Annotated in this window: 23 protein-coding genes; 15 read left to right on the forward strand and 8 right to left on the reverse strand. The window is 69.3% G+C overall.

The window, feature by feature from the left end; all coding sequences use genetic code 11:
• The 8 genes from PHLH3_RS29155 to PHLH3_RS29190 all read left to right on the forward strand — a co-directional run bounded on the left by PHLH3_RS29155 (position 1) and on the right by PHLH3_RS29190 (position 6,361).
• Complete coding sequence (locus PHLH3_RS29155) at positions 1-300, forward strand: malonate decarboxylase subunit delta (protein WP_213627133.1); 300 nt, start codon at positions 1-3, stop codon at positions 298-300.
• Complete coding sequence (locus PHLH3_RS29160) at positions 293-1,147, forward strand: biotin-independent malonate decarboxylase subunit beta (RefSeq protein WP_213627135.1); 855 nt, start codon at positions 293-295, stop codon at positions 1,145-1,147. Before PHLH3_RS29155 ends, PHLH3_RS29160 begins: the two co-directional genes overlap by 8 nt.
• Positions 1,144-1,929 (forward strand): biotin-independent malonate decarboxylase subunit gamma, encoded by a 786-nt coding sequence (gene mdcE / locus PHLH3_RS29165; RefSeq protein WP_213627137.1) that lies wholly within the window; start codon positions 1,144-1,146, stop codon positions 1,927-1,929. Before PHLH3_RS29160 ends, mdcE begins: the two co-directional genes overlap by 4 nt.
• Positions 1,930-2,010: 81 nt before the next feature.
• Positions 2,011-2,628: a malonate decarboxylase holo-ACP synthase gene (locus tag PHLH3_RS29170; RefSeq protein ID WP_213627140.1), complete on the forward strand. Its 618-nt coding sequence runs from the start codon at positions 2,011-2,013 to the stop codon at positions 2,626-2,628.
• The gene (gene mdcH, locus PHLH3_RS29175) at positions 2,625-3,545 is read left to right on the forward strand and encodes a malonate decarboxylase subunit epsilon (protein WP_213627142.1); all 921 of its coding nucleotides are present in this window, start codon (positions 2,625-2,627) and stop codon (positions 3,543-3,545) included. Before PHLH3_RS29170 ends, mdcH begins: the two co-directional genes overlap by 4 nt.
• Positions 3,546-3,605: 60 nt before the next feature.
• Positions 3,606-4,010, forward strand: a complete 405-nt coding sequence (gene madL / locus PHLH3_RS29180) for a malonate transporter subunit MadL (protein WP_213627144.1) — start codon at positions 3,606-3,608, stop codon at positions 4,008-4,010.
• Positions 4,011-4,015: 5 nt separating this feature from the next.
• Positions 4,016-4,780, forward strand: coding sequence for a malonate transporter subunit MadM (madM, locus tag PHLH3_RS29185; protein ID WP_213627149.1), 765 nt, complete (start codon positions 4,016-4,018; stop codon positions 4,778-4,780).
• 177 nt (positions 4,781-4,957) lie between these two features.
• Positions 4,958-6,361: a sodium:proton antiporter gene (locus PHLH3_RS29190; protein ID WP_213627150.1), complete on the forward strand. Its 1,404-nt coding sequence runs from the start codon at positions 4,958-4,960 to the stop codon at positions 6,359-6,361.
• Positions 6,362-6,412: 51 nt separating this feature from the next.
• Here the strand turns inward: PHLH3_RS29190 and PHLH3_RS29195 are convergent, their stop codons facing one another.
• Positions 6,413-7,330 (reverse strand): LysR substrate-binding domain-containing protein, encoded by a 918-nt coding sequence (locus tag PHLH3_RS29195; RefSeq protein WP_213627152.1) that lies wholly within the window; start codon positions 7,328-7,330, stop codon positions 6,413-6,415.
• Positions 7,331-7,509: 179 nt separating this feature from the next.
• Between PHLH3_RS29195 and PHLH3_RS29200 the strand changes: the two genes are divergently transcribed.
• Together PHLH3_RS29200 and PHLH3_RS29205 are read left to right on the forward strand one after the other, a co-directional pair.
• Complete coding sequence (locus PHLH3_RS29200) at positions 7,510-8,091, forward strand: alpha/beta hydrolase (protein WP_213627154.1); 582 nt, start codon at positions 7,510-7,512, stop codon at positions 8,089-8,091.
• A 202-nt stretch (positions 8,092-8,293) separates the two neighbouring features.
• Positions 8,294-9,208, forward strand: coding sequence for a sigma-54-dependent transcriptional regulator (locus PHLH3_RS29205; protein ID WP_213627156.1), 915 nt, complete (start codon positions 8,294-8,296; stop codon positions 9,206-9,208).
• A 56-nt stretch (positions 9,209-9,264) separates the two neighbouring features.
• Here PHLH3_RS29205 and PHLH3_RS29210 read toward each other — a convergent pair whose 3' ends face one another.
• The 3 genes from PHLH3_RS29210 to PHLH3_RS29220 all read right to left on the reverse strand — a co-directional run bounded on the left by PHLH3_RS29210 (position 9,265) and on the right by PHLH3_RS29220 (position 12,138).
• The gene (locus PHLH3_RS29210; RefSeq protein WP_213627158.1) at positions 9,265-9,630 is read right to left on the reverse strand and encodes a nuclear transport factor 2 family protein; all 366 of its coding nucleotides are present in this window, start codon (positions 9,628-9,630) and stop codon (positions 9,265-9,267) included.
• Between the two features lie 245 nt (positions 9,631-9,875).
• Positions 9,876-11,066, reverse strand: coding sequence for an MFS transporter (locus PHLH3_RS29215; protein ID WP_213627160.1), 1,191 nt, complete (start codon positions 11,064-11,066; stop codon positions 9,876-9,878).
• A gap of 37 nt (positions 11,067-11,103) precedes the next feature.
• Entirely contained in the window at positions 11,104-12,138 is a 1,035-nt protein-coding gene (locus PHLH3_RS29220; RefSeq protein WP_044407171.1) for a LacI family DNA-binding transcriptional regulator, read from the reverse strand.
• A 211-nt stretch (positions 12,139-12,349) separates the two neighbouring features.
• Between PHLH3_RS29220 and PHLH3_RS29225 the strand changes: the two genes are divergently transcribed.
• The 4 genes from PHLH3_RS29225 to PHLH3_RS29240 all read left to right on the forward strand — a co-directional run bounded on the left by PHLH3_RS29225 (position 12,350) and on the right by PHLH3_RS29240 (position 18,054).
• Positions 12,350-14,611 (forward strand): TonB-dependent receptor, encoded by a 2,262-nt coding sequence (locus tag PHLH3_RS29225; RefSeq protein WP_213627162.1) that lies wholly within the window; start codon positions 12,350-12,352, stop codon positions 14,609-14,611.
• A gap of 79 nt (positions 14,612-14,690) precedes the next feature.
• Entirely contained in the window at positions 14,691-16,022 is a 1,332-nt protein-coding gene (locus PHLH3_RS29230; RefSeq protein ID WP_213627170.1) for an LLM class flavin-dependent oxidoreductase, read from the forward strand.
• A 56-nt stretch (positions 16,023-16,078) separates the two neighbouring features.
• Entirely contained in the window at positions 16,079-17,122 is a 1,044-nt protein-coding gene (mgrA, locus tag PHLH3_RS29235) for an L-glyceraldehyde 3-phosphate reductase (RefSeq protein ID WP_213627172.1), read from the forward strand.
• Positions 17,123-17,124: 2 nt separating this feature from the next.
• Positions 17,125-18,054: a sulfonate ABC transporter substrate-binding protein gene (locus PHLH3_RS29240; protein WP_213627174.1), complete on the forward strand. Its 930-nt coding sequence runs from the start codon at positions 17,125-17,127 to the stop codon at positions 18,052-18,054.
• Between the two features lie 287 nt (positions 18,055-18,341).
• Here the strand turns inward: PHLH3_RS29240 and tcyN are convergent, their stop codons facing one another.
• The 4 genes from tcyN to PHLH3_RS29260 form a co-directional block, all read right to left on the reverse strand.
• A complete protein-coding gene (gene tcyN / locus PHLH3_RS29245; protein WP_173176879.1) occupies positions 18,342-19,088 on the reverse strand; it encodes an L-cystine ABC transporter ATP-binding protein TcyN in 747 nt (248 codons plus the stop codon).
• A complete protein-coding gene (gene tcyL, locus PHLH3_RS29250) occupies positions 19,088-19,756 on the reverse strand; it encodes a cystine ABC transporter permease (RefSeq protein WP_173176881.1) in 669 nt (222 codons plus the stop codon). The genes tcyN and tcyL overlap by 1 nt, the downstream gene beginning before the upstream one ends.
• The gene (gene tcyJ / locus PHLH3_RS29255) at positions 19,753-20,553 is read right to left on the reverse strand and encodes a cystine ABC transporter substrate-binding protein (RefSeq protein WP_213627176.1); all 801 of its coding nucleotides are present in this window, start codon (positions 20,551-20,553) and stop codon (positions 19,753-19,755) included. Before tcyJ ends, tcyL begins: the two co-directional genes overlap by 4 nt.
• 108 nt (positions 20,554-20,661) lie before the next feature.
• Positions 20,662-21,669 carry a D-cysteine desulfhydrase gene (locus tag PHLH3_RS29260; RefSeq protein WP_213627178.1) on the reverse strand — a complete coding sequence of 336 codons (1,008 nt, stop codon included), beginning with the start codon at positions 21,667-21,669 and terminating at the stop codon, positions 20,662-20,664.
• Between the two features lie 275 nt (positions 21,670-21,944).
• Between PHLH3_RS29260 and PHLH3_RS29265 the strand changes: the two genes are divergently transcribed.
• Positions 21,945-22,727, forward strand: coding sequence for a MetQ/NlpA family ABC transporter substrate-binding protein (locus PHLH3_RS29265; protein WP_173176888.1), 783 nt, complete (start codon positions 21,945-21,947; stop codon positions 22,725-22,727).
• The last annotated feature ends 67 nt before the right edge of the window (positions 22,728-22,794 follow it).

Genomic DNA, 22,794 nt, shown 5'->3' on the forward strand with positions numbered 1-22,794 from the left:
ATGGAAACCCTGTCTTTCGAATTCCCCGCCGGGCAACCCGCCCGGGGTCGCGCGCTGGTGGGCTGCGTCGGCTCCGGCGACCTGGAGGTGCTGCTGGAGCCTGGCCTCGCCGGCCGCCTGTCGATCCAGGTGGTGACCTCGGTGAACGGCAGCGAGCCGCGCTGGCGGCACCTGTTCGAGCGCATGTTCGCCGGCCAGTCGCTGCCAGCGCTCTGCATCGACATCCACGATTTCGGCGCCACCCCCGGCGTGGTGCGCCTGCGCCTGGAACAGGCCCTGGAAGAGGTGACCCATGACTGACCCCGCACGCCTGCTGGCCACCCGCAGCTTCGTCGAACTGGGCGCCCGCCAGCGCGCCCGCGAATTGCTCGACCCCGGCACCTTCCGCGAGCTGGTCGGCCCCTTCGACCGCGTCGTCTCCCCCTGGCTGCCGCGCCAGGGCATCGTTCCCCAGGCCGACGACGGCGTGGTGGTGGCCAAGGGCAGCATCGACGGCCAGCCGGCACTGATCGCCGCCATCGAAGGCGCCTTCCAGGGCGGCAGCATGGGCGAGGTCGGCGGCGCCAAGATCGCCGGCGCGCTGGAGCTGGCCGCCGAGGACAACCGCCAGGGCATTCCCACCTGCGCCGTGCTGCTGCTGGAAACCGGCGGCGTGCGCCTGCAGGAAGCCAACCTGGGCCTGGCCGCCATCGCCGAGATCCAGGCCGCCATCGTCGAACTGCGCCAGTACCAGCCGGTTGTCGGCCTGGTGGCCGGGCCGGTGGGCTGCTTCGGCGGCATGTCCATCGCCGCCGGGCTGTGCAGCCACCTGCTGGTCACCCGCGAGGCGCGCCTGGGCCTCAACGGCCCGCAGGTGATCGAACAGGAAGCCGGCATCGAGGAATACGACTCCCGCGACCGGCCCTTCATCTGGAGCCTCACCGGGGGTGAACAGCGCATGGCCAGCCACCTGGTGGATGGGTATGTCGCCGACGACATCGACGCCATCCGCGAGGCCGTGCGCGCGCTGCTCGCCGGCCCTGAACAGGCGCAGTCCCGCAGCCGCCGCCACGCCTGGTTCCTCGAACGCCTGGCACGCCTGGGCGATGACTGCGCACACCTGGACGCCGCCGCCGTGCGCGCCCTCTACGCCGGAGAACAGCCATGAGCCGTGGAATGAACTGGTTGCACGCCCTCGCCGGCACGGATGAGCGGGCCGGCTATCCGGCTTCGGTGAAGGTCATCGACGGCGAGGTGGGCAGCCGCGCCGCGCGCTTCATCGCCGTGGTGCCCGACCCGCGCAACCCCTTCCCCCGCGCCCGCAACGGCGAGGTGGGCCTGCTGGAAGGCTGGGGCCTGGCCAAGGCCGTGGATGACGCCATCCAGGCCGATGCCGGGCGTGCCGACAAGCGCGTGCTGGTGGCCGTGGTGGACGTGCCCAGCCAGGCCTACGGCCGCCGCGAAGAAGCCTTGGGGATCCACCAGGCCCTGGCCGGCGCGGTGGACGCCTACGCCCGTGCCCGCCTCGCCGGGCACCCGGTGATCGGCCTGCTGGTGGGCAAGGCCATGTCCGGCGCCTTCCTCGCCCACGGCTACCAGGCCCAGCGGCTGATCGCCCTGGACGATACCGGGGTGATGGTCCACGCCATGGGCAAGGCCGCCGCCGCACGCATCACCCTGCGCAGCGTCGACGAGCTGGAAGCCCTCGCCGCGACCATCCCGCCCATGGCCTACGACCTGGGCAGCTACGCCTCCCTCGGCCTGCTCTGGGAGCGCCTGGCTGTGGATAACGTCGAGCAGCCCGGCGCCGCTGACCTGGAGCGGGTGCGGGACTGCCTGGTGCGCGCGGTGGCGGACATCGGCACCGGCACCGACCTGCGTGGCCGCCTGGGGGCGGAGAACCGCGCGGCGTCTTCGCGGGTGCGCGAGATGCTGCGGGCGCAATGGTGAGGCCGGGTGGTGAAAACCGAGCCGTGGATCGTTGGGCCGCGCGGCGCGTGGCGCCAACCTACCTGTGATCTGGAGGTGCTGATGGACAACCCACCACGCCCGCACGACCTGCTCTGGGGCCTCGCCCCGGAACAGCTCCCCGCCGATGCCCCGAGCTGGGCGCGCCAGGCGCTCGCCGCCGGCCAGCCGGTGGTGGTGCGGCGCGCCCTCTGCGAGCCGGGCCTGGTTGCCGTGGGCATCCGCGGCGCCCGCCGCGAGCAGCGCCTCGCCACGCTGATGCCGCTTGCCGCCATCCAGCGCAGCATCAGCCCGCACCAGTTGCGTCCGCGCACCGCCGGGCATTGGCCGGCGCTGCGCGCGCTGGTCGAGGTCGCGCCGCTGCTGGAGGCCACGGGCCTGCCCTGGGGCCCCACCGGGAGCGTCGGTTTCGAATTGGCCACAGGCGTGCCGGTGCTGCATGCCGGGAGCGATCTCGACCTGCTGCTGCGCACCTCCGGGCCCTTCGAGCGCCCCCGTGCCCGCGAGCTGCTGGCGCTGCTCGAACGCACCCGCTGCCGCATCGACCTGCAACTGGAAACCCCCTCCGGCGCCATCGCCCTGCGCGAGTGGGCCGGCGATTCCCGCCGCGTGCTGCTCAAGTGCGCCGAAGGTGCGCGCCTTGTGGATAACCCCTGGCAGGCCCTGGAGCACGCGGCGTGAGCAGCCTGTTCGCCTTCCCCGGCCAGGGTGCGCAGCAGGTGGGCATGCTCCACCAGTTGCCGCCCGAGGCACGCGCGAGCCTGGACGAGGCCAGCGCGGCGCTGGGCGAGGACGTGCTGGCGCTGGACTCGGGCGAGGCGCTGCAAGGCACCCGCGCCGTGCAGCTGTGCCTGCTGATCACCGGGGTCGCCTGCGCACGCCTGCTGTTGCAGGAGAGCCCGGCGCCGGAGCATGTGGCCGGCCTGTCCATCGGCGCCTACGGGGCGGCGGTGGTCGCCGGCGCCCTGGATTTCGCCGATGCGCTGCGCCTGGTGGCCCTGCGTGGCGAGCTGATGCAGCGGGCTTATCCACAGGGCTACGGCATGACCGCCATCGGCGGGCTCGACCTCGGCACCCTGGAAGCGCTGCTCGCGGAGGCCGAAGGCCCGGTGTTCCTGGCCAACATCAACGCCGACAACCAGCAGGTGATCGCCGGCAGCGATGCGGCCATGGCCACCGTCGCCGAGCGTGCCCGCGCCCTGGGGGCCGGCCTGGCGAAACGCCTGGCGGTCAGCGTGCCGTCTCATTGCCCGCTGCTGGAGGCGCCGGCCCGCGAGCTGGCCAGCGCTTTCGCCGACGTACGGATGCACCGCCCGGTGATCGGCTACCTCAGCGGCACCACGGCGCGGCCGATCCACGACCCCGAGCGCCTGCGCGACGACCTCGCCTTCAACATGTGCCGCGTCGTCGACTGGCACGGCACCCTGCGCAACGCCTATGAGCGTGGCGTGCGCCTGCACATCGAACTGCCCCCCGGTGCCGTGCTCAGCGGCCTGGCGCGGCGCATCTTCGACCCAGGCACGGTGATCGCCTTCCAGGGCACCCGCCGCGATACGCTGGACGCCCTGTTGCGTCGGGAGGTGAGCCGGACCCGATAACCGCCGTGCGCTTCGAAGGACAACAACAAGCAACTTCGACCCAATGCGAGGACAACAACAATGATCATCTACGGTGTGGCCTTCCTGGCCCTGTGCACCCTTGTCGGCCTGTTCATCGGCGAACTCCTGGGCAAGCTCCTGGGCATACCCGCCAACGTCGGTGGCGTGGGCATCGCCATGCTGCTGCTCATCTTCATCGGCAGCACCCTGCACAAGCGCGGCCTGATGGGCGCCAAGAGCGAGCAGGGCGTGGAATTCTGGAGCGCCATCTACATCCCCATCGTGGTCGCCATGGCCGCCCAGCAGAACGTGCTCGGCGCGCTGTCCGGCGGCCCCATGGCGATCCTCGCCGGCATCGCGGCGGTGGCCCTCGGCTTCGCCATGGTCCCGGTGCTGGACCGCCTCGGCCAAAAGAAGCCCGACGCGGCGACCGCCGCTGACGCCCTGAAGCCTGTGCAACGGTGACCGCCATGTACGAATCCATGATGAAAGTGATCGGCGGCTACGGCCTGATCAGCGGCTTCGCCGTCATCGGCGTCACCATGTGGCTGTCCTACTGGCTCTCCGACAGGCTCACCCGGGGCCGCCTGCACGGCTCGGCCATCGCCATCTTCCTCGGCCTGGTGCTGTCCTACGTGGGCGGCGTGATGACCGGCGGGCAGAAGGGCCTGGTGGACATCCCGCTGCTGTCCGGCATCGGCCTGCTCGGCGGCGCCATGCTGCGCGACTTCGCCATCGTCGCCACCGCCTTCGGGGTGAACATCGAGGAGCTCAAGCGCGCCGGCGTGTCCGGGGTGGTGGCGCTGTTCCTCGGCATCGGCACCTCCTTCGTCGCCGGTGTCGGCGTGGCGCTGGCCTTCGGCTACACCGATGCGGTGAGCCTGACCACCATCGGCGCGGGGGCGGTGACCTACATCGTCGGCCCGGTGACCGGCGCGGCCATCGGCGCCAGCTCCGAGGTGATGGCGCTGTCCATCGCCGCCGGCCTGGTGAAGGCCATCCTGGTGATGGTGGCGACGCCCTTCGTCGCGCCCTTCATCGGCCTCAACAACCCGCGCACGGCGGTGATCTTCGGCGGCCTGATGGGCACCTCCAGCGGCGTGGCCGGGGGCCTGGCGGCCACCGATCCGAAGCTGGTGCCCTACGGTTGCCTGACCGCCGCCTTCTACACCGCCCTGGGCTGCCTGCTGGGCCCGTCGCTGCTGTTCTTCGTCATGCGCGCCCTGATGGGCTGACGGGGCCGGCAGGCCGCCGGCCGAGGGCGCCTCCAACGCCGCAGCGCAACGCACCCGGCTTTTCGACAGCCTGCTAGGTCGGGGCCGAGCTTTGGTTTAGCATCCCCGCTCTCGTCGGGGCGCGGCGGCCCGCCGGGGCGCCGCGCCGTCTTCGTCCCACCCAGCCTGGTCGTCCCGATGCCCGTACTGCGAGCCCGCCTGCTCATCCCGCTACTGCTCCTGCCCGGCCTGGCCCAGGCCGCCGAGATCGACGGCGCCAGCCTTAGCCTGCTCTGGGCGCTGCCGTTCGCCGGCATCCTGCTGAGCATCGCGCTGCTGCCGATCATCGCCGGTGACTTCTGGCACCACCATTTCGGCAAGATCACCGCCGGCTGGACGTTGCTGTTCCTGGCGCCCTTCATCGCCAGCTTCGGCCCCCATGCGACCCTGGCCATGGGCATGCACGTGCTGTTCGCCGAATACCTGCCCTTCATCGTGCTGCTGCTGGCGCTGTTCACCATCTCCGGCGGCATCCTGGTGCAGGGCAACCTGCACGGTTCGGCCTGGCTCAACACCCGGCTGCTCGCCCTGGGCACGCTGCTGGCCTCGGTGATGGGCACCACGGGCGCGGCCATGCTGCTGATCCGCCCGCTGCTGCGCGCCAACGACAACCGCCGGCACAACGCCCACGTGGTGGTGTTCTTCATCTTCCTGGTGGCCAACGTCGGTGGCGGGCTCACGCCGCTGGGCGACCCGCCGCTGTTCCTCGGTTTCCTCAAGGGCGTGGACTTCTTCTGGACCCTGAAGCACATGGCCTTGCCGGTGCTGGCGATGGCGCTGCCGTTGCTGGCGATCTTCTACCTGATCGATCGCTACCTCTTCAGCCGCGAGGACGAACTGGCTCCCGCCGACCCCACCCCCGATACGCCGTTGTACGTGCACGGGCAATTCAACTTCCTGCTGCTGGCCGGCGTGGTCGGTGCGGTGCTGCTGTCGGGGGTGTGGAAGCCGGGCGTCGGCTTCGAGCTGCCCGGCATCCGCGTGGAGCTGCAGAACCTGGTTCGCGACGGCCTGCTGCTGGCCCTGGCGGGGTTGTCGCTGTGGCTGACCCCCGGCTGGGCGCGCAAGGGCAACGAATTCAACTGGGGGCCGATCGTCGAGGTGGCCAAGCTGTTCGCCGGGATCTTCATCACCCTCACCCCGCTGATCGCCATCCTCCGTGCCGGCCACGACGGGCACCTGGCGGCGGTGGTCGCCGCCGTCACCGGGGCCGATGGCCAACCGCTGGACACCATGTATTTCTGGATGACCGGGGTGCTCTCCAGCTTCCTCGACAACGCGCCCACCTACCTGGTGTTCTTCAACCTCGCCTCCGGCGATGCGCGGGTGATGATGGAGCGGTTGCCGCAGACCCTGCTGGCGATCTCCATGAGCTCGGTGTTCATGGGCGCCATGACCTACGTCGGCAACGCGCCGAACTTCATGGTCAAGGCCATCGCCGAGCAGCGCGGCGTGAAGATGCCGAGCTTCTTCGGCTACCTGCTCTGGTCCTGCGCCGTACTGCTGCCTCTGCTGGCGGTGCTGCAGTGGGTGATGCTGTAAGGAAGCCGCGGGTTTTCCCGGGCTGAAGCCCGGGCCACGTCTCTGCTGCCCTCACCCCCCGCGCGCCAGGCTGTACATCCGGCACTCGGCCAGCAGCGCCAGCAGGTTCGGGTCGCGCTCCTTGGCCTTGAGGAAAACCACGCCTATGTGCTGCTGCAGGCGGTAGCGCGCCTGCAGCGGGATGAGCTTCACGCGGTTCTCGTACACCGCGGCGATGCGCCCGGGCAGCAGGGCGTAGCCGACCCCGGAGCTGACCATGCTGAGCAGGGTGAAGATGTCGTTCACCTGCATGGCCACCTTCGGCTCGAAGCCCGCCTGCTCGAACACCCGGCCGCCATCGCGGTGGGTGGCGAAGCCCTGGGTCAGGGTGATGAAGGTGGAGTCGGCCAGGTCCGCCAGGTCCACCTCGGGCTGGCCGGCGAAGGGCGAGTCGGTGGGCACGGCGAGGAAGATGTCGTCGGAGAACAGCGGCAGCTGCTCGCAATCGGCATCGCTCACGCCCTCGTCGAGGGACACCAGGATGGCGTCCAGCTCCATGTTCTTCAGCTTGTAGAAAAGATCGACGTTGGAGCCGAGGATCAGGTCGATGTTCAGCTCGCTGCGCCGCAGCTTCAGCCCCATGATCAGCTGCGGCACCGTCTTCACCGTCAGCGAATAGAGCGAGCCGAGCTTGAAGCGCTCGGCCGAGAAGCCTGCCGCTTCACGGGTCAGGCGCACCGTCTCGAGCACGTCCTGCACCAGCTTCTGCGCGCGCTCCTCCAGCACGAAGGCGCTCTCCAGCGGCGTCAGGTTGCGCCCCTCGTGCTTGAACAACGGGCAGCGCAGGGCGCTCTCCAGGGAGTGGATGGCGCGGTGCACGCTGACGTTGCTGGTGTTCAGCTCCACCGCCGCGCGGGAGAGGTTGCCGCTGCGCATGAAGGCGAGGAAGGTCTGCAACTTCTTCAGGGTGAGTTCGTCGTCGATCTGCATGGCACCGCGTCCGGGTGGCTGGAGCGAAGAGGCCATCCTACAAGCTCGCGCCCGCGAACCCGATGGGACCTTTAGTGAATAAGCTAATAATGCATAAGCAAATAAATTCTTATTCCTTAACAGATATATGAGCAGCCCCTAGACTCCCCTTCGTCGAAACATTGCACGGAGGGCTCGCCATGCGCAGCCAGGCCATTCGCTACCTGATCCTGCCGGGATGGCAGGGCTCGCCAGACGAGCATTGGCAGAGCCATTGGCAACGCACACTGCCCAACGCCAGCCGCGTCGAGCAGGCCGACTGGGACCTGCCCGAGCGCAAGGACTGGGTCACGGCGCTGGAGCGCGCCATCGACGCCGAGCGCACGCCGGTGATCCTCATCGCCCACAGCCTGGGCTGCGTCACCGTCGCCCACTGGGCCAGGCAGGCCGACCCGGATGTACTGCGCCGGGTGCGTGGCGCGCTGCTGGTGGCGCCGGCCGACGTCGAGCGCCCCGGCTGCCCCGAGCCGCTGCGCGGTTTCGCCCCCATTCCCCAGGCATCGCTGCCCTTCCCCACGCTGCTGGTGGGCTCGGACAACGACCACGCCGCCAGCACGCCGCGCGCGCTGGAACTGGCCCGCCACTGGGGCGCCGAGCCGGCCATCCTCGCGGGCGCCGGGCACATCAACGTGAAGTCCGGCCACCACCTCTGGGAGCAGGGTTTCGCCTACCTCTACCGCCTGCAGGGGCGCATCGAGCAACTGGCCCGCAAGCGCGCCTGAGAACCTGCCCGGGATCGGCTGCGCGTCGGAACAACTGCGTTGAAAACGGCTTCGGGCTCGCTCATTTGCAGCTCGTGGACTCCACCCCCCGGCTGTTTTCGCCTTGTTCATCCCCAGCGCGCTCGACCCTGAACAGGCTCATTCTTCAATGTGACGCCAGGGCCCGCTGCTTCGCAGCCAGGCCCGGCGGGAGATTTCGTCCATGACCCAGGAAAAACCCGGCCAACCGCTGCTGAGCTTCGCCGACGCCGACCGCAGCCCCCTGAGCATCCGCGCCCGCGCGCTGGTGTTCGTCGATGCCCGCTCGCGGCGCCTGCGCGAGGAGGTCGAACAGTTGGCTCCGGCCACCGTGCCGGTGCTTATCCAGGGCGAGACCGGCACCGGCAAGGAGCTGCTGGCGCGACAGATCCACAAGGGCAGCGAGCGCCCGGGGCTGTTCGTGGCGGTCAGCTGCAGCGCCATCAGCAAGGTCTACGCCGAGGCCGAGCTGTTCGGCCACGCGCCCGGTGCCCACGCGGGCTCGGCCAGCAGCCGCGCCGGCTGGTTCGGCTCGGCCAACGGCGGCACCCTCTACCTGGACGAGATTGGCGACCTGCCGCTGCCCTTGCAGGCCAAGCTGCTGGCGGCCCTGGAGAGCCGCGAGGTGATCCGCGTCGGCGCCGCCCAGCCCACGCCCGTGGACGTGCGCCTGGTGGCCGCCACCAGCATCGACCTGGCCAAGGCGGTGGCCGCCGGCAAGTTCAACGAGCGCCTGTACCAGTACCTGGACGAAGGCCGGGTCGAGCTGCCGCCACTGCGCGAACGCCCGGACGACATCCTGCCGCTGGCCGAGTACTTCCTCGGCATCTACGCCCAGCGCCTGGACCTGCCGCTGCCGCTGATCAGCACCGCCGCCCAGGCGGCGCTGGAGAGCTACCCCTGGCCGGGCAATACCCGCGAGCTGGAGAACAGCGTGCACTTCGCGCTGCTGGTCAGCGATGGCGACGAAGTGCTGCCGCAGCACCTCAACCTGCCGCCCGCGCCGAGTTATGCACAGCTCGCCCTGCAACTGCGCCAGTTGGCCGCCAACGATGTGGATAACCTGCGGCAGCTGTTCGCCGAGGTGCTGGCGGGGTAGGGCGTCGAGAGGGCAAGGGGTGGGTCGACGAGATGTGACCCACCCGGAGACAGGCCTTAGCCGTGCAGGTGGAACAGCTTGTGCACGATGCGCCAGCGGCCGTCGATCTTCAGCAGCGAGAGGTAATCGGTGAAGTCCAGGCCGGCGTAGACGTCGGTGACCTTGGCCAGGGCGGTGTCGCCGGTGAGGTCCAGGGACTCCAGCCGCCACACCGGCGCTTCGCCCTCGGCCACCACCGGGCCCCTGGCCTGCAGGTCGGCGATGAAGGCCTCCGGCGAGAGCCACTGCAGGTCCGGGCCGAAGTGCCCGACGATGCGGCTGTCGGGGTGGAAGGCGCTGCGCAACAGCGTCGCGTCCGCCCGCACCATGCCTTCCACGTAATCCCGTACCACCGCCTCGATGGCCTGGCGTTCCGCTTCCATGTCCGTGCTCCAGTTGCGTGGGAAAGGCCAGAGCCTAGCCCGCCCGGGCCGATCCCGCAGCTCCCGGGGTTCCGTACCGCGAACCCTCCCAACCGTCATCACGCAGGTGCGGCTCATACCGCCCGCAGGATGGGCTGAGCTATGCGAAGCCCATCGCGCCGATGCACGGCGCGCGGCTCGGAGCTGGACGGTGGATCGGAGAAGCGCGATCCACCCCACGGATGCTTCATCTCGCGGGGCCTGGATCAATGAATCCGCCCTGCCTCCTTCAGCCGCTCGCGGGTGGCGCGCAGGCGCGGCAGGGGCAGGCACACCAGCAGGGTGGCGACCAGCACGGCCACGCCCATCAGCGGCAGGTTGGCCAGGCCCATTCCGGTGCTCAGCCACAGGCCGCCGACGAAGGCGCCGCTGGCGTTGCCCAGGTTGAAGGCCGCGTGGCTGAGGGTAGCGGCGAGGCTGGCGGATTCGCCGGCCTGTTCCACCAGCAGCAACTGCAGCGGTGAGGAGATGGCGAAGCTCGCCACGCCCCAGAGGAACAGGCAGGCCAGCGCCAGCACCGGCACCTGGGCGAAGACGAACAGCCCCACCAGGCACAGCGCACTCACCGCGAAGGCCCCGGGCAGGGCGAAGCGGAAGCCCTTGTCCGCCAGGCGCCCGCCCAGCAGGTTGCCGAGGGTCAGGCCGATGCCGAACAGCAGCAGGGCGAAATTGGCGTGCTCCGGGCTGAAGCCGGAGACATCGCGCAGCAGCGGGCTGATGTAGGTGAACACGCCGAACAGCGCCACCGACGACAGGCTGCACACCCCCAGCGCATGCAGCACCGGGCGCCGGAAGATGCCGTCCCAGGCACCGGCGGCATTGGGCTGCGGCCTGGCAGTGGCCGGCAGCCAGAGGAACTGCGCCAGCAGCGTCAGCAGGCCCAGGCCCGCCACCACCATGAAGGTCACCCGCCAGCTGGTGGCCTGGCCCAGCCAGGCGCCGGCCGGCACCCCGAGCACGTTGGCGATGGTCAGCCCGCTGAGCACCAGCGCCATGGCCGAAGCACGGCGATGGGGCGGCGCCAGCTCGGCGGCCAGCAGGGTGGCGCAGCCGAAGAAGCCGGCATGGCTGAAAGCGGTGAACATGCGCGCCGCCAGCAGCCATTCGTAGCTGGGGGCCAGGGCGCAGGCGAGGTTGCCCAGGGCGTAGGCGCCCATCAGCCAGAGCAGCGCCTGGCGCCGCGGCAGGCGCCCCAGCAGCGGGCCCAGCAGCGGCGCGCCGATGACCACGCCCATGGCGTAGGCGCTGACCAGCAGGCCGGCGTCGGAGAGGCTCACGGAGAGGTCCCGGGCCACCTCGGGCAGCAGGCCCATGATGATGAATTCGCTGCTGCCGACGACGAAGCCGCCAAGGGCCAGGGCGAGCAGGGGGAGGGAGAGAAGTGTCGAGGGATTCATGGCAAGAGGCAGGGCTTGTTGCGAGGGGGCGCGGATTCTACGCGCTTTCCCGGGCGATGACCTGGCAGTCGAGCAGATTCAGGCGCTCCACCTCGCCCTCCACCGGCAGCACGCCCAGCGCCTCCAGCACCCGGGTGGCGGCGCGCTCGCCGATCTCCAGCGCCGGCGGTCGGATGGTGGTGAGGCTGGGCAGCAGCATCTCGGCGAACGGGTAGTCGCCAAAACCCATCACCGCGCAGTCGCCCGGCAGGTCCAGGCCCGCACGCTGGCCGGCGAGCAGGCCGCCGGCGGCGAGGTTGTCGTTGGCGAAGATGATCGCGTCCGGCCGTGGCGAGCGCTTCATCAGCGCCTCCATGGCCTGCTTGCCGGCCTCGAAGGGTGCCAGCCCGCTGCTGGGCACGAAGACCCAGGGCTCATGGCCGGCGGCGCGCAGGGTGTCGGCATAACCGTCGCGGCGGTCCAGGGCGCTGAAGTCGCCGGCGGCGCTGTTCTGCACGAAGGCGATGCGCGTGTGCCCCTTGTCCAGCAGGTAGCGGGCGGCGGCGACGCCCACGTCGCGGTGGAGGAACCCCACCTGCATGGGCGCGCGTTCGGGCTGGTAGTCCCAGACCTCGACGACCGGAATGTCCGCCTCGGCGAGCATCTTCTCGGTGCCGGGGCTGTGGAAATGACTGGTGACCACCAGGGCCGCCGGCGACCAGCCGAGGAAGGCGCGCACGGCACTCTCTTCCTGTTCCTCGGAGAAGTAGCTGGAGGCCAGCAGCAGCTGGTAGCCGTGACGCGCCAGGGTGTCGCTGAAGCCCTGGATCGTGTTGGCGAAGATCGGCCCGGAGATGTTGGGGATGACCATGCCGACGATGCGCCCGCGCGCCGAGGCGAGGCCGCCGGCCACCAGGTTGGGCACGTAGCCCAGCTCGGCCACCGCCGTTTCGATGCGCCCGCGCAGTTCCTCGGAGACCTGCTCCGGCTGGTTGAAGTAGCGCGACACGGTGATGGCGGAAACGCCGACGCGCTCGGCCACGGCGCTGAGGGTGACGCGTCCCGCGCCTCGGCGCTTGCGGGGGCTGCTCATGGATTGACCATCCTTGTAGGCATATAAAAGTAATTTTTAATTATTTGACGATCTATTGGCGTCGCTCGGATACTGGCGATGTTAGCGCTAACAAACAACGGCTGTCTGCCTTTTTGCTGCCACTCGCACGAGCGAGACCAGACCGCGACAGCCCACAAGGAGCCTGCCAAGCAGCAGGCACGTCTGGTCTCCGCAGGGCAGTGAAACGAGCATGAGCATCCACAGCAATCCGGCCGCACCGCGCGGCCTTCGCACCTCCCACGGCGGGCGCCGCAGCCCGCTGGCCATCGGCATCCTCCTGGCGGCGCTGGGGAGCGCCGCCGGGGCCGCCGAGCGCACCCCCGACAGCACCGCCGACGGCCAGAAGGCCGCGCCCACGCTGAAGACGGTGACCGTCACCGCCACCCGCCGCGAAGCCAGCCTGCAGGACGTGCCGGTGGCCGTCTCCGTGGTGCAGGGCGAGCAGCTGGAGCGCGACAACCGCAACAACGTCGGCGCCATCGTCCAGCAGGTGCCGACCCTCAACTACCGCACCGGTGCCTCCAACAAGGACACCTCGCTGTTCATCCGCGGCGTCGGCACCATCTCCACCTCGCCGGGGGTCGAGCCCACGGTGGCCACGGTGGTGGACGGCGTGGTGTTCGGCCGCCCCGGGCAATCCACCCTGGACCTGCTGGACCTGGAGCGCATCGAAGTGCTGCGCGGCCCCCAGGGCACCCTGTTCGGCAAGAACGCCTCGGCCGGTGTGCTCAACATCGTCAGCCAGGACCCGCCCGAGCAGGGCCACGGCTACGTGGACTACTCGCACTTCGGCGGCGGCAACGAGAACCGCCTGCGCTTCGGCATCGGCGGACGCCTGAGCGACACCCTGAAAGGCTCCCTGAGCACCCTGCTGGGGCGCTACGACGGCAACGTCGAGAACCTCGCCAACGGCCATGACGTCAACGGCTACGACCGCAAGGGCGTGCGCGGCAAGCTGGTGTTCGAGCCGGACGACGCGCTCAAGGTGACCCTGATCGCCGACCGCATGGAGGGCGAGGACACCCTGCCCAGCGGCGTGATCACCTCCACCAGCAGCGCGGCCTTCGCCAGCGCCCTGCGCCCGGTGGTGCCGAGCGACCACAACCGCGACATCCGCAGCGACTACAAGACCTACGTCGAGGACACCAACAGCGGCCTGTCCGGGCAGGTGGACTGGAAGCTGGGCGACTTCACCCTCACCTCCATCACCGCCTGGCGCGGCTGGGACAACACCCAGTACCAGGACGGCGACCGCTCGGCGCAGCTGCCGCTGACCGCCTCCCACGACAAGGGCGAGGTGGACTACGACCAGTACTCCCAGGAGTTCCGCCTGGCCTCGCCCAAGGGCGGCTTCAACGAATACGTGGTCGGCGCCTACTACTTCCATGGCCGCTCCGAGGAGACCTACCGGCGCCTGTCGGTCAACGGCGGCACCCCCAACAGCGGCCGCGCCGACTACAGCGTGACCAACGACAGCCTCGCGCTGTTCGGCGAGAACACCTTCAACCTCACCGACGACTTCCGCGCGCTGTTCGGCCTGCGCTGGACCCACGACGACCTGGAGTACGACCACCGCCGCACGTCCACCTCCGCCACCGCCGTCACCGGCATCCAGCCCTCCACCGCCAGCTCGGGCTCGGTGGACGAGGACGGCTGGTCCGGCCGCACCGGCCTGCAGTACGACTTCAGCGACGACCTGATGGGCTACGCCACCTACTCGCGCGGCTACAAGGGCCCGGCCTACAACGTGTTCTTCAACATGCAGCCGCGCGACACCGGGGCGCTCAAGCCGGAGACCTCCGACTCCTACGAACTGGGCCTCAAGGCCACCGCCCTGGACAAGCGCCTGAGCGCCAACCTGGCGGTGTTCCACACCGACTACGACGACTACCAGGCGAATTTCTTCGACACCGTGGCCAACCAGGTGGTGACCCGCCTGATCAACGCCGGCAGCGTGAAGACCCAGGGCGTGGAGCTGGACACCAGCTTCCAGGCCACCCGCCAGCTCAAACTGTCCGCCGCCCTGGCCTACACCAAGGCGCGGGTGGACCACTTCAACTGCCCGCCCGGCGCCGCCGCCACCTGCGACATCGACGGCGGCCGCTTGCCCTTCACCCCGGACTGGAAGGCCTACGTGCGCGCCGACTACAGCATCCCGCTGGACAACGGCCTGGATGTGGAACTGTCCACCGACTACAGCTGGCAGGACGAGGTGCAGTTCAGCCTCGACCAGAACCCGGACACCGTGCAGGACACCTACGGCATCTGGAACGCCAGCATCGCCCTGGCCGACTACAACGCCGGCTGGCGCGTGGCGCTGCTGGGCAAGAACCTCGCCGACACCTCCTACGCCCAGTCCCTGGCCAGCGGCGGCAGCTACATCTACCGCGCCGTGCCGCGGGACGACGAGCGCTACTTCGGCGTCCAGCTGCGCAAGGATTTCGACTTCTGACCCGCGCCTGCGTGCAGGAACCGCCCGAGCCGCCGCAGAGCGGCCGGGCGGCACCCCCACCGACCCCGGTAACGACACCATGACCCGATCCCGACAGCTCTCCCTCGGCGCCTTCCTGATGGCCACCGGTCACCACGTGGCCGCCTGGCGCCACCCGGACGTTCCCGCCGACACCCTCGACTTCGCCCAGTACAGACACCTGGCACGCATCGCCGAAGCGGCGAAGTTCGACGCCCTGTTCGTCGCCGACAGCGTCGCCGCGCCCACCGGCGACATCGCCAGCCACATGGCCCGCTCCACCTACTTCGAACCGCTGACCCTGCTCAGCGCCCTGGCCGCCGTCACCGAGCGCATCGGCCTGGTGAGCACCGTCACCACCAGCTACAACGAGCCGTACCACGTAGCGCGCAAGTTCGCCTCGCTGGACCACATCTCCGGCGGCCGCTCGGGCTGGAACCTGGTGACCTCCGACGCCGCCGCCGAGGCGCTCAACTTCAACCGCGAGGCCCACCTGGGCCATGCCGAGCGGTACGCCCGCGCCCGGGAGTTCCACCAGGTGGTCACCGGCCTGTGGGACAGCTGGGAGGACGACGCCTTCCTCCGCGACAAGGCCAGCGGCCAGTACTACGACCCGGGCAAACTCCACGTGCTCGCCCATCAGGGCGAGCACTTCCGCGTGCAGGGCCCGCTCAACGTCGCCCGCTCGCCCCAGGGCCGGCCGGTGGTGGTGCAGGCCGGCTCCTCGGAGACCGGCCGCGAGCTGGCCGCCGAGACCGCCGACGTGGTGTTCACCGCGCAGACTTCACTGGCCAAGGCCCAGGCCTTCTATGCCGACCTCAAGGGGCGCCTGGCCAGGTTCGGCCGCCGCGAGGACGAGCTGAAGATCATGCCCGGCGCCTTCGTCGTCGTCGGCGCCAGCGAGGCCGAGGCGAAGGAGAAGTTCGAGCAGTTCCAGGCGCTGGTGGAGCCCCGCGTCGGCGTCGCCCTGCTGGGGCGCATGCTCGGCAACTTCGACCTCTCCGAATACCCGCTGGATGGCCCGCTGCCCGAGCTGCCGCTGACCCAGGACGGCCAGCAGAGCCGGCAGAAGCTGCTCACCGAGCTGGCCGGCCAGGAGAACCTGACCCTGGCCCAGCTCGGCCGGCGCATCGCCGGCGGGCGCGGCCACCACAGCCTGATCGGCACCCCGGCACAGATCGCCGACGAGCTGCAGGCCTGGTTCGAAGGCCGCGCCGCCGACGGCTTCAACGTGCTGGTGCCGCACCTGCCGGCCGGCCTGGAGGACTTCGCCACCCAGGTGGTGCCGGAGTTGCAGCGCCGCGGCCTGTTCCGCACCGAGTACCAGGGCCGCACCCTGCGCGAACACCTGGGCCTGGCGCGGCCGGCGAACCGGTTCGCACGCCCTGCCTGACATTCACCGGGGCCCCGCGCCAGCGCGGCCCCGACAACCTGAAGCGAGACCCTTCCATGACCTACATCGCCGCCCCCGACCGCTACGAGCGCATCCCCTATCGCCGCGTCGGCCGCAGCGGGCTGGTGCTGCCGGCCCTGTCCCTGGGGCTGTGGCACAACTTCGGCGACGCCACGCCCCTCGACACCCAGCGTGCCCTGCTGCGCACCGCCTTCGACCTGGGCATCAACCACTTCGACCTGGCCAACAACTACGGCCCGCCCTACGGCAGCGCCGAGATCAACTTCGGCCGCCTGCTCAAGGAAGACTTCCGCGCCTACCGCGACGAGCTGGTGATCTCCACCAAGGCCGGCTGGGACATGTGGCCCGGTCCCTACGGCCAGGGCGGCAGCTCGCGCAAGTACCTGCTCGCCAGCCTCGACCAGAGCCTGGCGCGCCTGGGGCTGGACTATGTGGACATCTTCTATTCCCACCGCTTCGACCCCGACACGCCGCTGGAGGAAACCGCCGGCGCCCTGGCCAGCGCGGTGCAGCAGGGCAAGGCGCTGTACGTGGGCATCTCGTCCTATTCGGCGGGCAAGACCCGCGAGCTCGCCGCGCTGCTGGGGGAGTGGAAGGTGCCGCTGCTGATCCACCAGCCGGCCTACAACCTGTTCAACCGCTGGGTGGAGAAGGACCTGCTGGCCACCGCCGAGGAACTGGGCACCGGCGTCATCGCCTTCACCCCGCTGGCCCAGGGCCTGCTCACCGACAAGTACCTCACCGGCGTGCCGGCGGATGCGCGGGTCAACCGCCCCGGCGGCGCCTCGCTGCGCCCGGAGCACCTGGCCGAGGCCAACATCGCCCGTGCCCGCGCCCTTGCGGAGATCGCCCGGCGCCGGGGCCAGAGCCTGGCCCAGCTGGCGCTGGCCTGGACCCTGCGCGATGCGCGGGTGACCTCGGCGCTGATCGGCGCCAGCCGCCCGGAGCAGATCGTCGAGAACGTCGCCGCCCTGGACAACCTCGCCTTCAGTGCCGAGGAGCTGACGGAGATCGACCGCCACGCCGTGGAAGGCGGCATCAACCTCTGGGAAAAACCCTCCACCGACTGGCAGGCCTGAGCATGCAACGACTTCGACTGGGCGCCGCGCTGCTGGCGCTGCTGGCCCTGGCCCAAGGCGCCCTGGCCGACCCTGCGACCCTGCGCATCGGCTACCAGAAGGGCTCCGCCAGCCTGGTGCTGGCCAAGGAACACGGCCTGCTGGAGCAGCGCTTCCCCGCCACCCGGGTGCAGTGGATCGAGTTCCCCGCCGGCCCGCAGATGCTCGAGGCGCTCAACGTCGGCAGCCTGGATCTGGGCTCCACCGGCGACATCCCGCCGATCTTCGCCCAGGCCGCCGGGGCCGACCTGCTCTACGTCGGCGCCGAACCGCCCAAGCCCCAGGCCGAGGTGATCCTGGTGCCGGAGGGCAGCCCGATCCGCTCGGTGGCCGAGCTCAAGGGGCACAAGGTGGCCTTCCAGAAGGGCTCCAGCGCCCACAACCTGCTGCTGCGCGCGCTCAAGGCGGCGGGGCTGTCCATGGCCGACATCCAGCCGCTGTTCCTCACCCCGGCGGATGCCCGCGCTGCCTTCGAGCAGGGCAGCGTGGACGCCTGGGCGATCTGGGATCCCTACTACTCGGCCATGGAGCTGGAGGGGCATGCACGGCTGCTTGCCAATGGCGAGGGGCTGGGGCTGAGCGGGCCCTTCTACCTGGCCGCGCGGGGTTACGCCGAGGCCGACCCGGCGTTCGTGCAGCAGGTGCTGGGGGTGATCTCGGAGGCCGAGGCCCTGACCCGCAGCGACCGCGACGGCAGCATCGCCCTGCTGGCGAAGTTCATGGGCCTGCCCCCGGCAGTGATCGAGCGCAGCTTCCAGCACCGCCCGGCCTCGCCCATCGGCCCGGTCACCGACGACATCGCCGCCGCCCAGCAGCGCACGGCGGACCTGTTCCTGGAGAACCGGCTGCTGCCGAAGCGGGTGGATGTCGGGAGTGCGGTGTGGCGGCCTTAGGACCCCATGCATGGGCTTTGGTCGTGTAGGGGCGAATTCATTCGCCCGAGGACCGCGCAGCGGGCCCATGGATTCCGCAGGGCGGGCCTGCGGCCCGCTTGGCGACTGAAGTAGCCCCTACAGAGGTTCGTCGGAACGATCGGTCTGAGGGCGCGAATGAGCTACGGCTGTAGGGGCGAATTCATTCGCCCAAGGACCGCGCAGCGGTCCCATGGATTCCGCAGGGCGGGCTTGTGGCCCGCTTGGCGACTGAAGTCGCCCCTACAGGAGGTCGTCGGGGCGACCGCTCAACCCACTAGGAACTTGGCGAGGAATTGCCGGGTACGTTCTTCCTTCGGGGCGCTGAACAGGGTCTTGGCGTCGCCCTGTTCGACGATCACGCCCTTGTCGATGAAGATCGCGCGGTTGGCCACATCCCGGGCGAAGCTCATCTCGTGGGTGACGATGACCATGGTGCGCTTCTCCTCGGCCAGGCCGCGGATGGTGGTCAGCACCTCGCCCACCAGCTCGGGGTCGAGGGCGGAGGTGGGTTCGTCGAAGAGGATCACGTCCGGTTCCATCGCCAGGGCGCGGGCGATGGCCACCCGCTGTTGCTGGCCGCCGGAAAGGCGCTTGGGGTAGGCGTCTTCCTTGCCCGCCAGGCCGACCTTGGCCAGCAGCTTGCGAGCACGGTCGATGGCGCGCTCGCGGGGTTCCTTCTTCACCACCACCGGGCCTTCGATGACGTTCTCCAGCGCGGTGCGGTGGGGGAAGAGGTTGAAGTTCTGGAACACGAAGCCGACGTGCTGGCGCAGTTGGCGGATCAGCCATTGCTGCTGCTTCAGCGGCTGGTTGGCGTCGATCTCGATCCGCCCCACCTGGATGGTGCCGCCGTCGGGCTCTTCCAGCAGGTTGAGGCAGCGCAGCAGGGTGGTCTTGCCCGAGCCGCTGGGGCCGATGATGGCGACCACTTCGCCCGGCTCGATGGTCAGGTCGATGCCCTTGAGCACCGCCTGGTCCTTGAAGGACTTGGTCAGGTTACGGACGGTGATCATCAGCTGTCCTGTTCATGGCGGTTGACCCGCGCTTCGAGCCGGGCCTGGAAGTGCGACAGCACGGTGGCGAGCACCCAGTAGATCAGCGCGGCGGCCAGGTACATGGTGAAGATCTCGAAGGTGCGCGCGGTGATCAGCTGTGCCTGGCGGAACAGCTCCGGCACCTGGATGGTGGCGGCCAGCGCGGTGTCCTTGACCAGCGAGATGAAGCTGTTGCCCAGCGGTGGCAGGGCGGTGCGCGCAGCCTGCGGGAGGATGGCGCGGACCAGTGCCTGGCTGCGGCTCATGCCGATGCTGGCGGCGGCTTCCCATTGCCCCTTGTCGATGGAGGCGATGGCGGCGCGGAGGATCTCCGAGGTGTAGGCGGCCATGTTCAGCGAGAAGCCGATCAGCGCCGCCAGCAGTGGGCTCAGCTCCAGGCCGAGCTGGGGCAGGCCGTAGTAGATGATGAACAGCTGCACCAGCAGCGGGGTGCCACGGAAGAACGAGACGTAGACCCGCGCCAGGCCGCGCACCGGGGCGATGGCATAGAGGCGCGCCAGGGCCAGGGCGAAGCCCAGCAGCAGTCCGAAGAACATGCCGCCGAGGCTCAGTACCACCGTGTAGAGCGCACCCTTGAGCAGGAAGGGTGCGGAGTCCAGCGCCAGTTGCAGGCTGGTTTCGATCATTGGGTCACGTCAGCCTTGAACCATTTCTCGGAGATCGCCTTGAGGGTGCCGTCGGCCTTCAGCTTGGCGATGGCCTTGTCGAGGGCGGCGAGCAGTTCCGGGTCACCCTTGCGCAGGGCGATGCCGGCCTCCTGGCGGGAGAAGGGCTCGCCGGCAACCGCCAGGCGGCCACCGGTCTTCTCGACCATTTCGAAGGCGGCCAGGCGGTCCACCAGGATGGCGTCGATGCGGCCGACGTTGAGGTCCTGGAACTTGGTGGGGTCATCGTCGTAGGTGCGGATATCGGCCTTCGGCGCGTTTTCCTTCAGCCACTGTTCGTAGTTGGTGCCCAGGCCCACGCCGACCTTCTTGCCGGCCAGGTCGGCGGCGCTCTTGATGCTGTCCTCGCTGCCCTTGCGCACCAGGGCCTGGATGCCGGAAACGGTGTAGGGGGTGGAGAAGTCGTACTTCTTCTTGCGCTCCTCGGAGATGGTCACCTGGTTGATCACCAGGTCCAGGCGCTTGGACTCCAGCGCGGCGAGGATGCCGTCCCACTTGCTCGGCTGGAACTCGACCTTCACGCCCAGCTCCTTGGCCAGGGCTTCGGCGAACTCGACTTCGAAGCCGGTGAGCTTGCCGTTCTCATCCTGGTAGTTGAAGGGCGGGTAGGTGCCTTCCAGGCCGACCTTGACCGAGCCCTTGTCCTTGATCTGCTGCAGCAGCTCGCCGGCCACGGCGCTGTTGCCGACGAAACTGGCGCCCAGGGCGAGGCCCAGGGTGCCGATGAGGAATTGACGACGCAGGGTTGCGAATTTCATGGGTGAGCCTCACGGGACAGGTGGCGAAAGTGTGGCAATTCTGGGGATGTCGCTTTATTCAATAAAATAATAATAAGTTTGGATTGTCGCCATTAAGGGAATAAGCACTCAAGCCTGCGCATCTCCGGCGCTGTGGTAGGCGAAGAGCGCGGGCGAGCCGCCGGTGTGCAGGAAGATCACCGGGCCGTTCCCCTCGAAGGCCCCACGTTCAAGGCCATCGAGCAGGCCGGCGAACGCCTTGCCAGTGTAGACGGGATCGAGCAGCAGCCCTTCGCTGGACGCGACCTGGCGGATGGCGCCGAAGGTGCCCGCATTGGGCTCGCCGTAGCGCGGGGCGAAGTACTGGTCCCACAACTCCACGCGCAGCCCCGTGGGCACCGGGACGCCCAAAAGTTCGGCGGTGCGCTGCAGCAGGCCTTCCACCTTGGGGCGCTGGGTGGCGTCGGGGCGCGACACCGTGACACCCACCACGCGGATGCCGGGCAGGGTGTGTTCCAGGGCCAGGGCGAGCCCGGCGTGGGTGCCGGCGCTGCCGGAGGCCAGCACCACGGCGGATGGACGCACGCCGCCGGCCTTGATCTGCTCGGCCAGCTCCAGTCCGGCACGCACGTAGCCCAGTGCACCGAGGGCGTTGGAACCGCCGATGGGCACCACGTAGGGGGTGCGGCCTTCGGCGCGCAGGCGCTCGGCGGCCTCGGCCAGCAGCTGGTCGGCGGTGTCGAGGTTGGGCACCAACTGCACCTCGGTGCCGAACAAATCCAGCAGCAGGCGGTTGCCGTTTTCCAGGTAGTTGCGGTCGGCGGTGCCGATGGGGTTTTCCAGCAGCGCCAGGCAACCCAGGCCCAGGCGCGCGGCGAGGGCGGCGGTCTGGCGCACGTGGTTGGACTGGATGGCACCGGCGGTGACCAGCACATCCGCGCCCTGGGCCAGGGCGTCCTGGGCCAGGTATTCGAGCTTGCGCACCTTGTTGCCGCCGAGGGCGAAGGGGGTGATGTCGTCGCGCTTGACCCGGATGTCACGGCCGAGCTGGCGCGAAAGGTGCGCAAGCGGCTCCAGGGGAGTCGGCGAGGTGACCAGTTCGAGGCGGGGGACGCGAGCGAGGGCGGCGGCGATCATGGCGGGGCTTCGTGTTGCGGGAGATGGGGCATCACTCTAGTGAGCGACGGCGTTGGGAGCAATTCGCAGAAGCGACATCGATGCACGCTGGAGCCACTTCCGTGCCCCGCCTGATCAAGGCACTAATGGAATATAAAAATAATAAAACGATATTTGTTGGTTATAAAAAATCGCCGTAGTGTCGCATCCAACCCGGCAACACCCAGACCGGGAACCCCGACACCCCGCTCGCGGCTGATGATCCAGCCGGAGCTTGCCGAACACCAAGGACCCTCATGAAGAAGACCCTGCTCCTCACCGCCCTGGCCGCCGCCCTTTCCGCCTCCCTGGCCAGCGCCGCCGAGAAACTCACCGTCGCCGCCACCCCGGTTCCCCATGCCGAGATCCTCGAGCTGATCAAGCCGCAGCTGGCGAAGGAAGGCGTGGATCTGGAAGTGAAGGTCTTCACCGACTACGTCCAACCGAACCTGCAGGTCGACCAGAAGCACCTGGACGCCAACTACTTCCAGACCAAGCCCTACCTGGACAACTTCAACAGCGGCAAGGGCACCCACCTGGTGATCGTCAAGGGCGTGCACGTCGAGCCCTTCGGTGGCTACTCCAGCAAGTACAAATCCCTGAAGGAGCTGCCGGACGGCGCCACCATCGCCATCCCCAACGAAGGCAGCAACAGCGGTCGCGCCCTGCTCCTGCTGCAGAAATCCGGCCTGCTGAAGCTCAAGGACCCGAGCAACGCCCTGGCCACCCCGAAGGACATCGCCGAGAACCCGCACAACTTCAAGTTCAAGGAACTGGAAGCGGCCCTGCTGCCGCGCGTGCTGGACCAGGTCGACCTGGCCCTGATCAACACCAACTACGCGCTGGAAGCCAAGCTCAACCCGTCCAAGGACGCCCTGGTGCTGGAAGACCGCACCTCGCCCTACGTGAACTACCTGGTCGCCCGCCCGGACAACAAGGACAGCGACGCCATCAAGAAACTCTCCGCCGCGCTGACCAGCCCGGAAGTGAAGGCCTTCATCGAGAAGAAGTACTCCGGCGCGGTAGTCCCGGCCTTCTGATCGCCCCCCCCGAGCCACGATGGTGTGGGCACCGCCTGTGCCCACGCCTCTCCTCACGCCGACGAGT

The organism is Pseudomonas sp. Pc102 (assembly GCF_018408275.1).
GTDB lineage: Bacteria > Pseudomonadota > Gammaproteobacteria > Pseudomonadales > Pseudomonadaceae > Metapseudomonas > Metapseudomonas tohonis.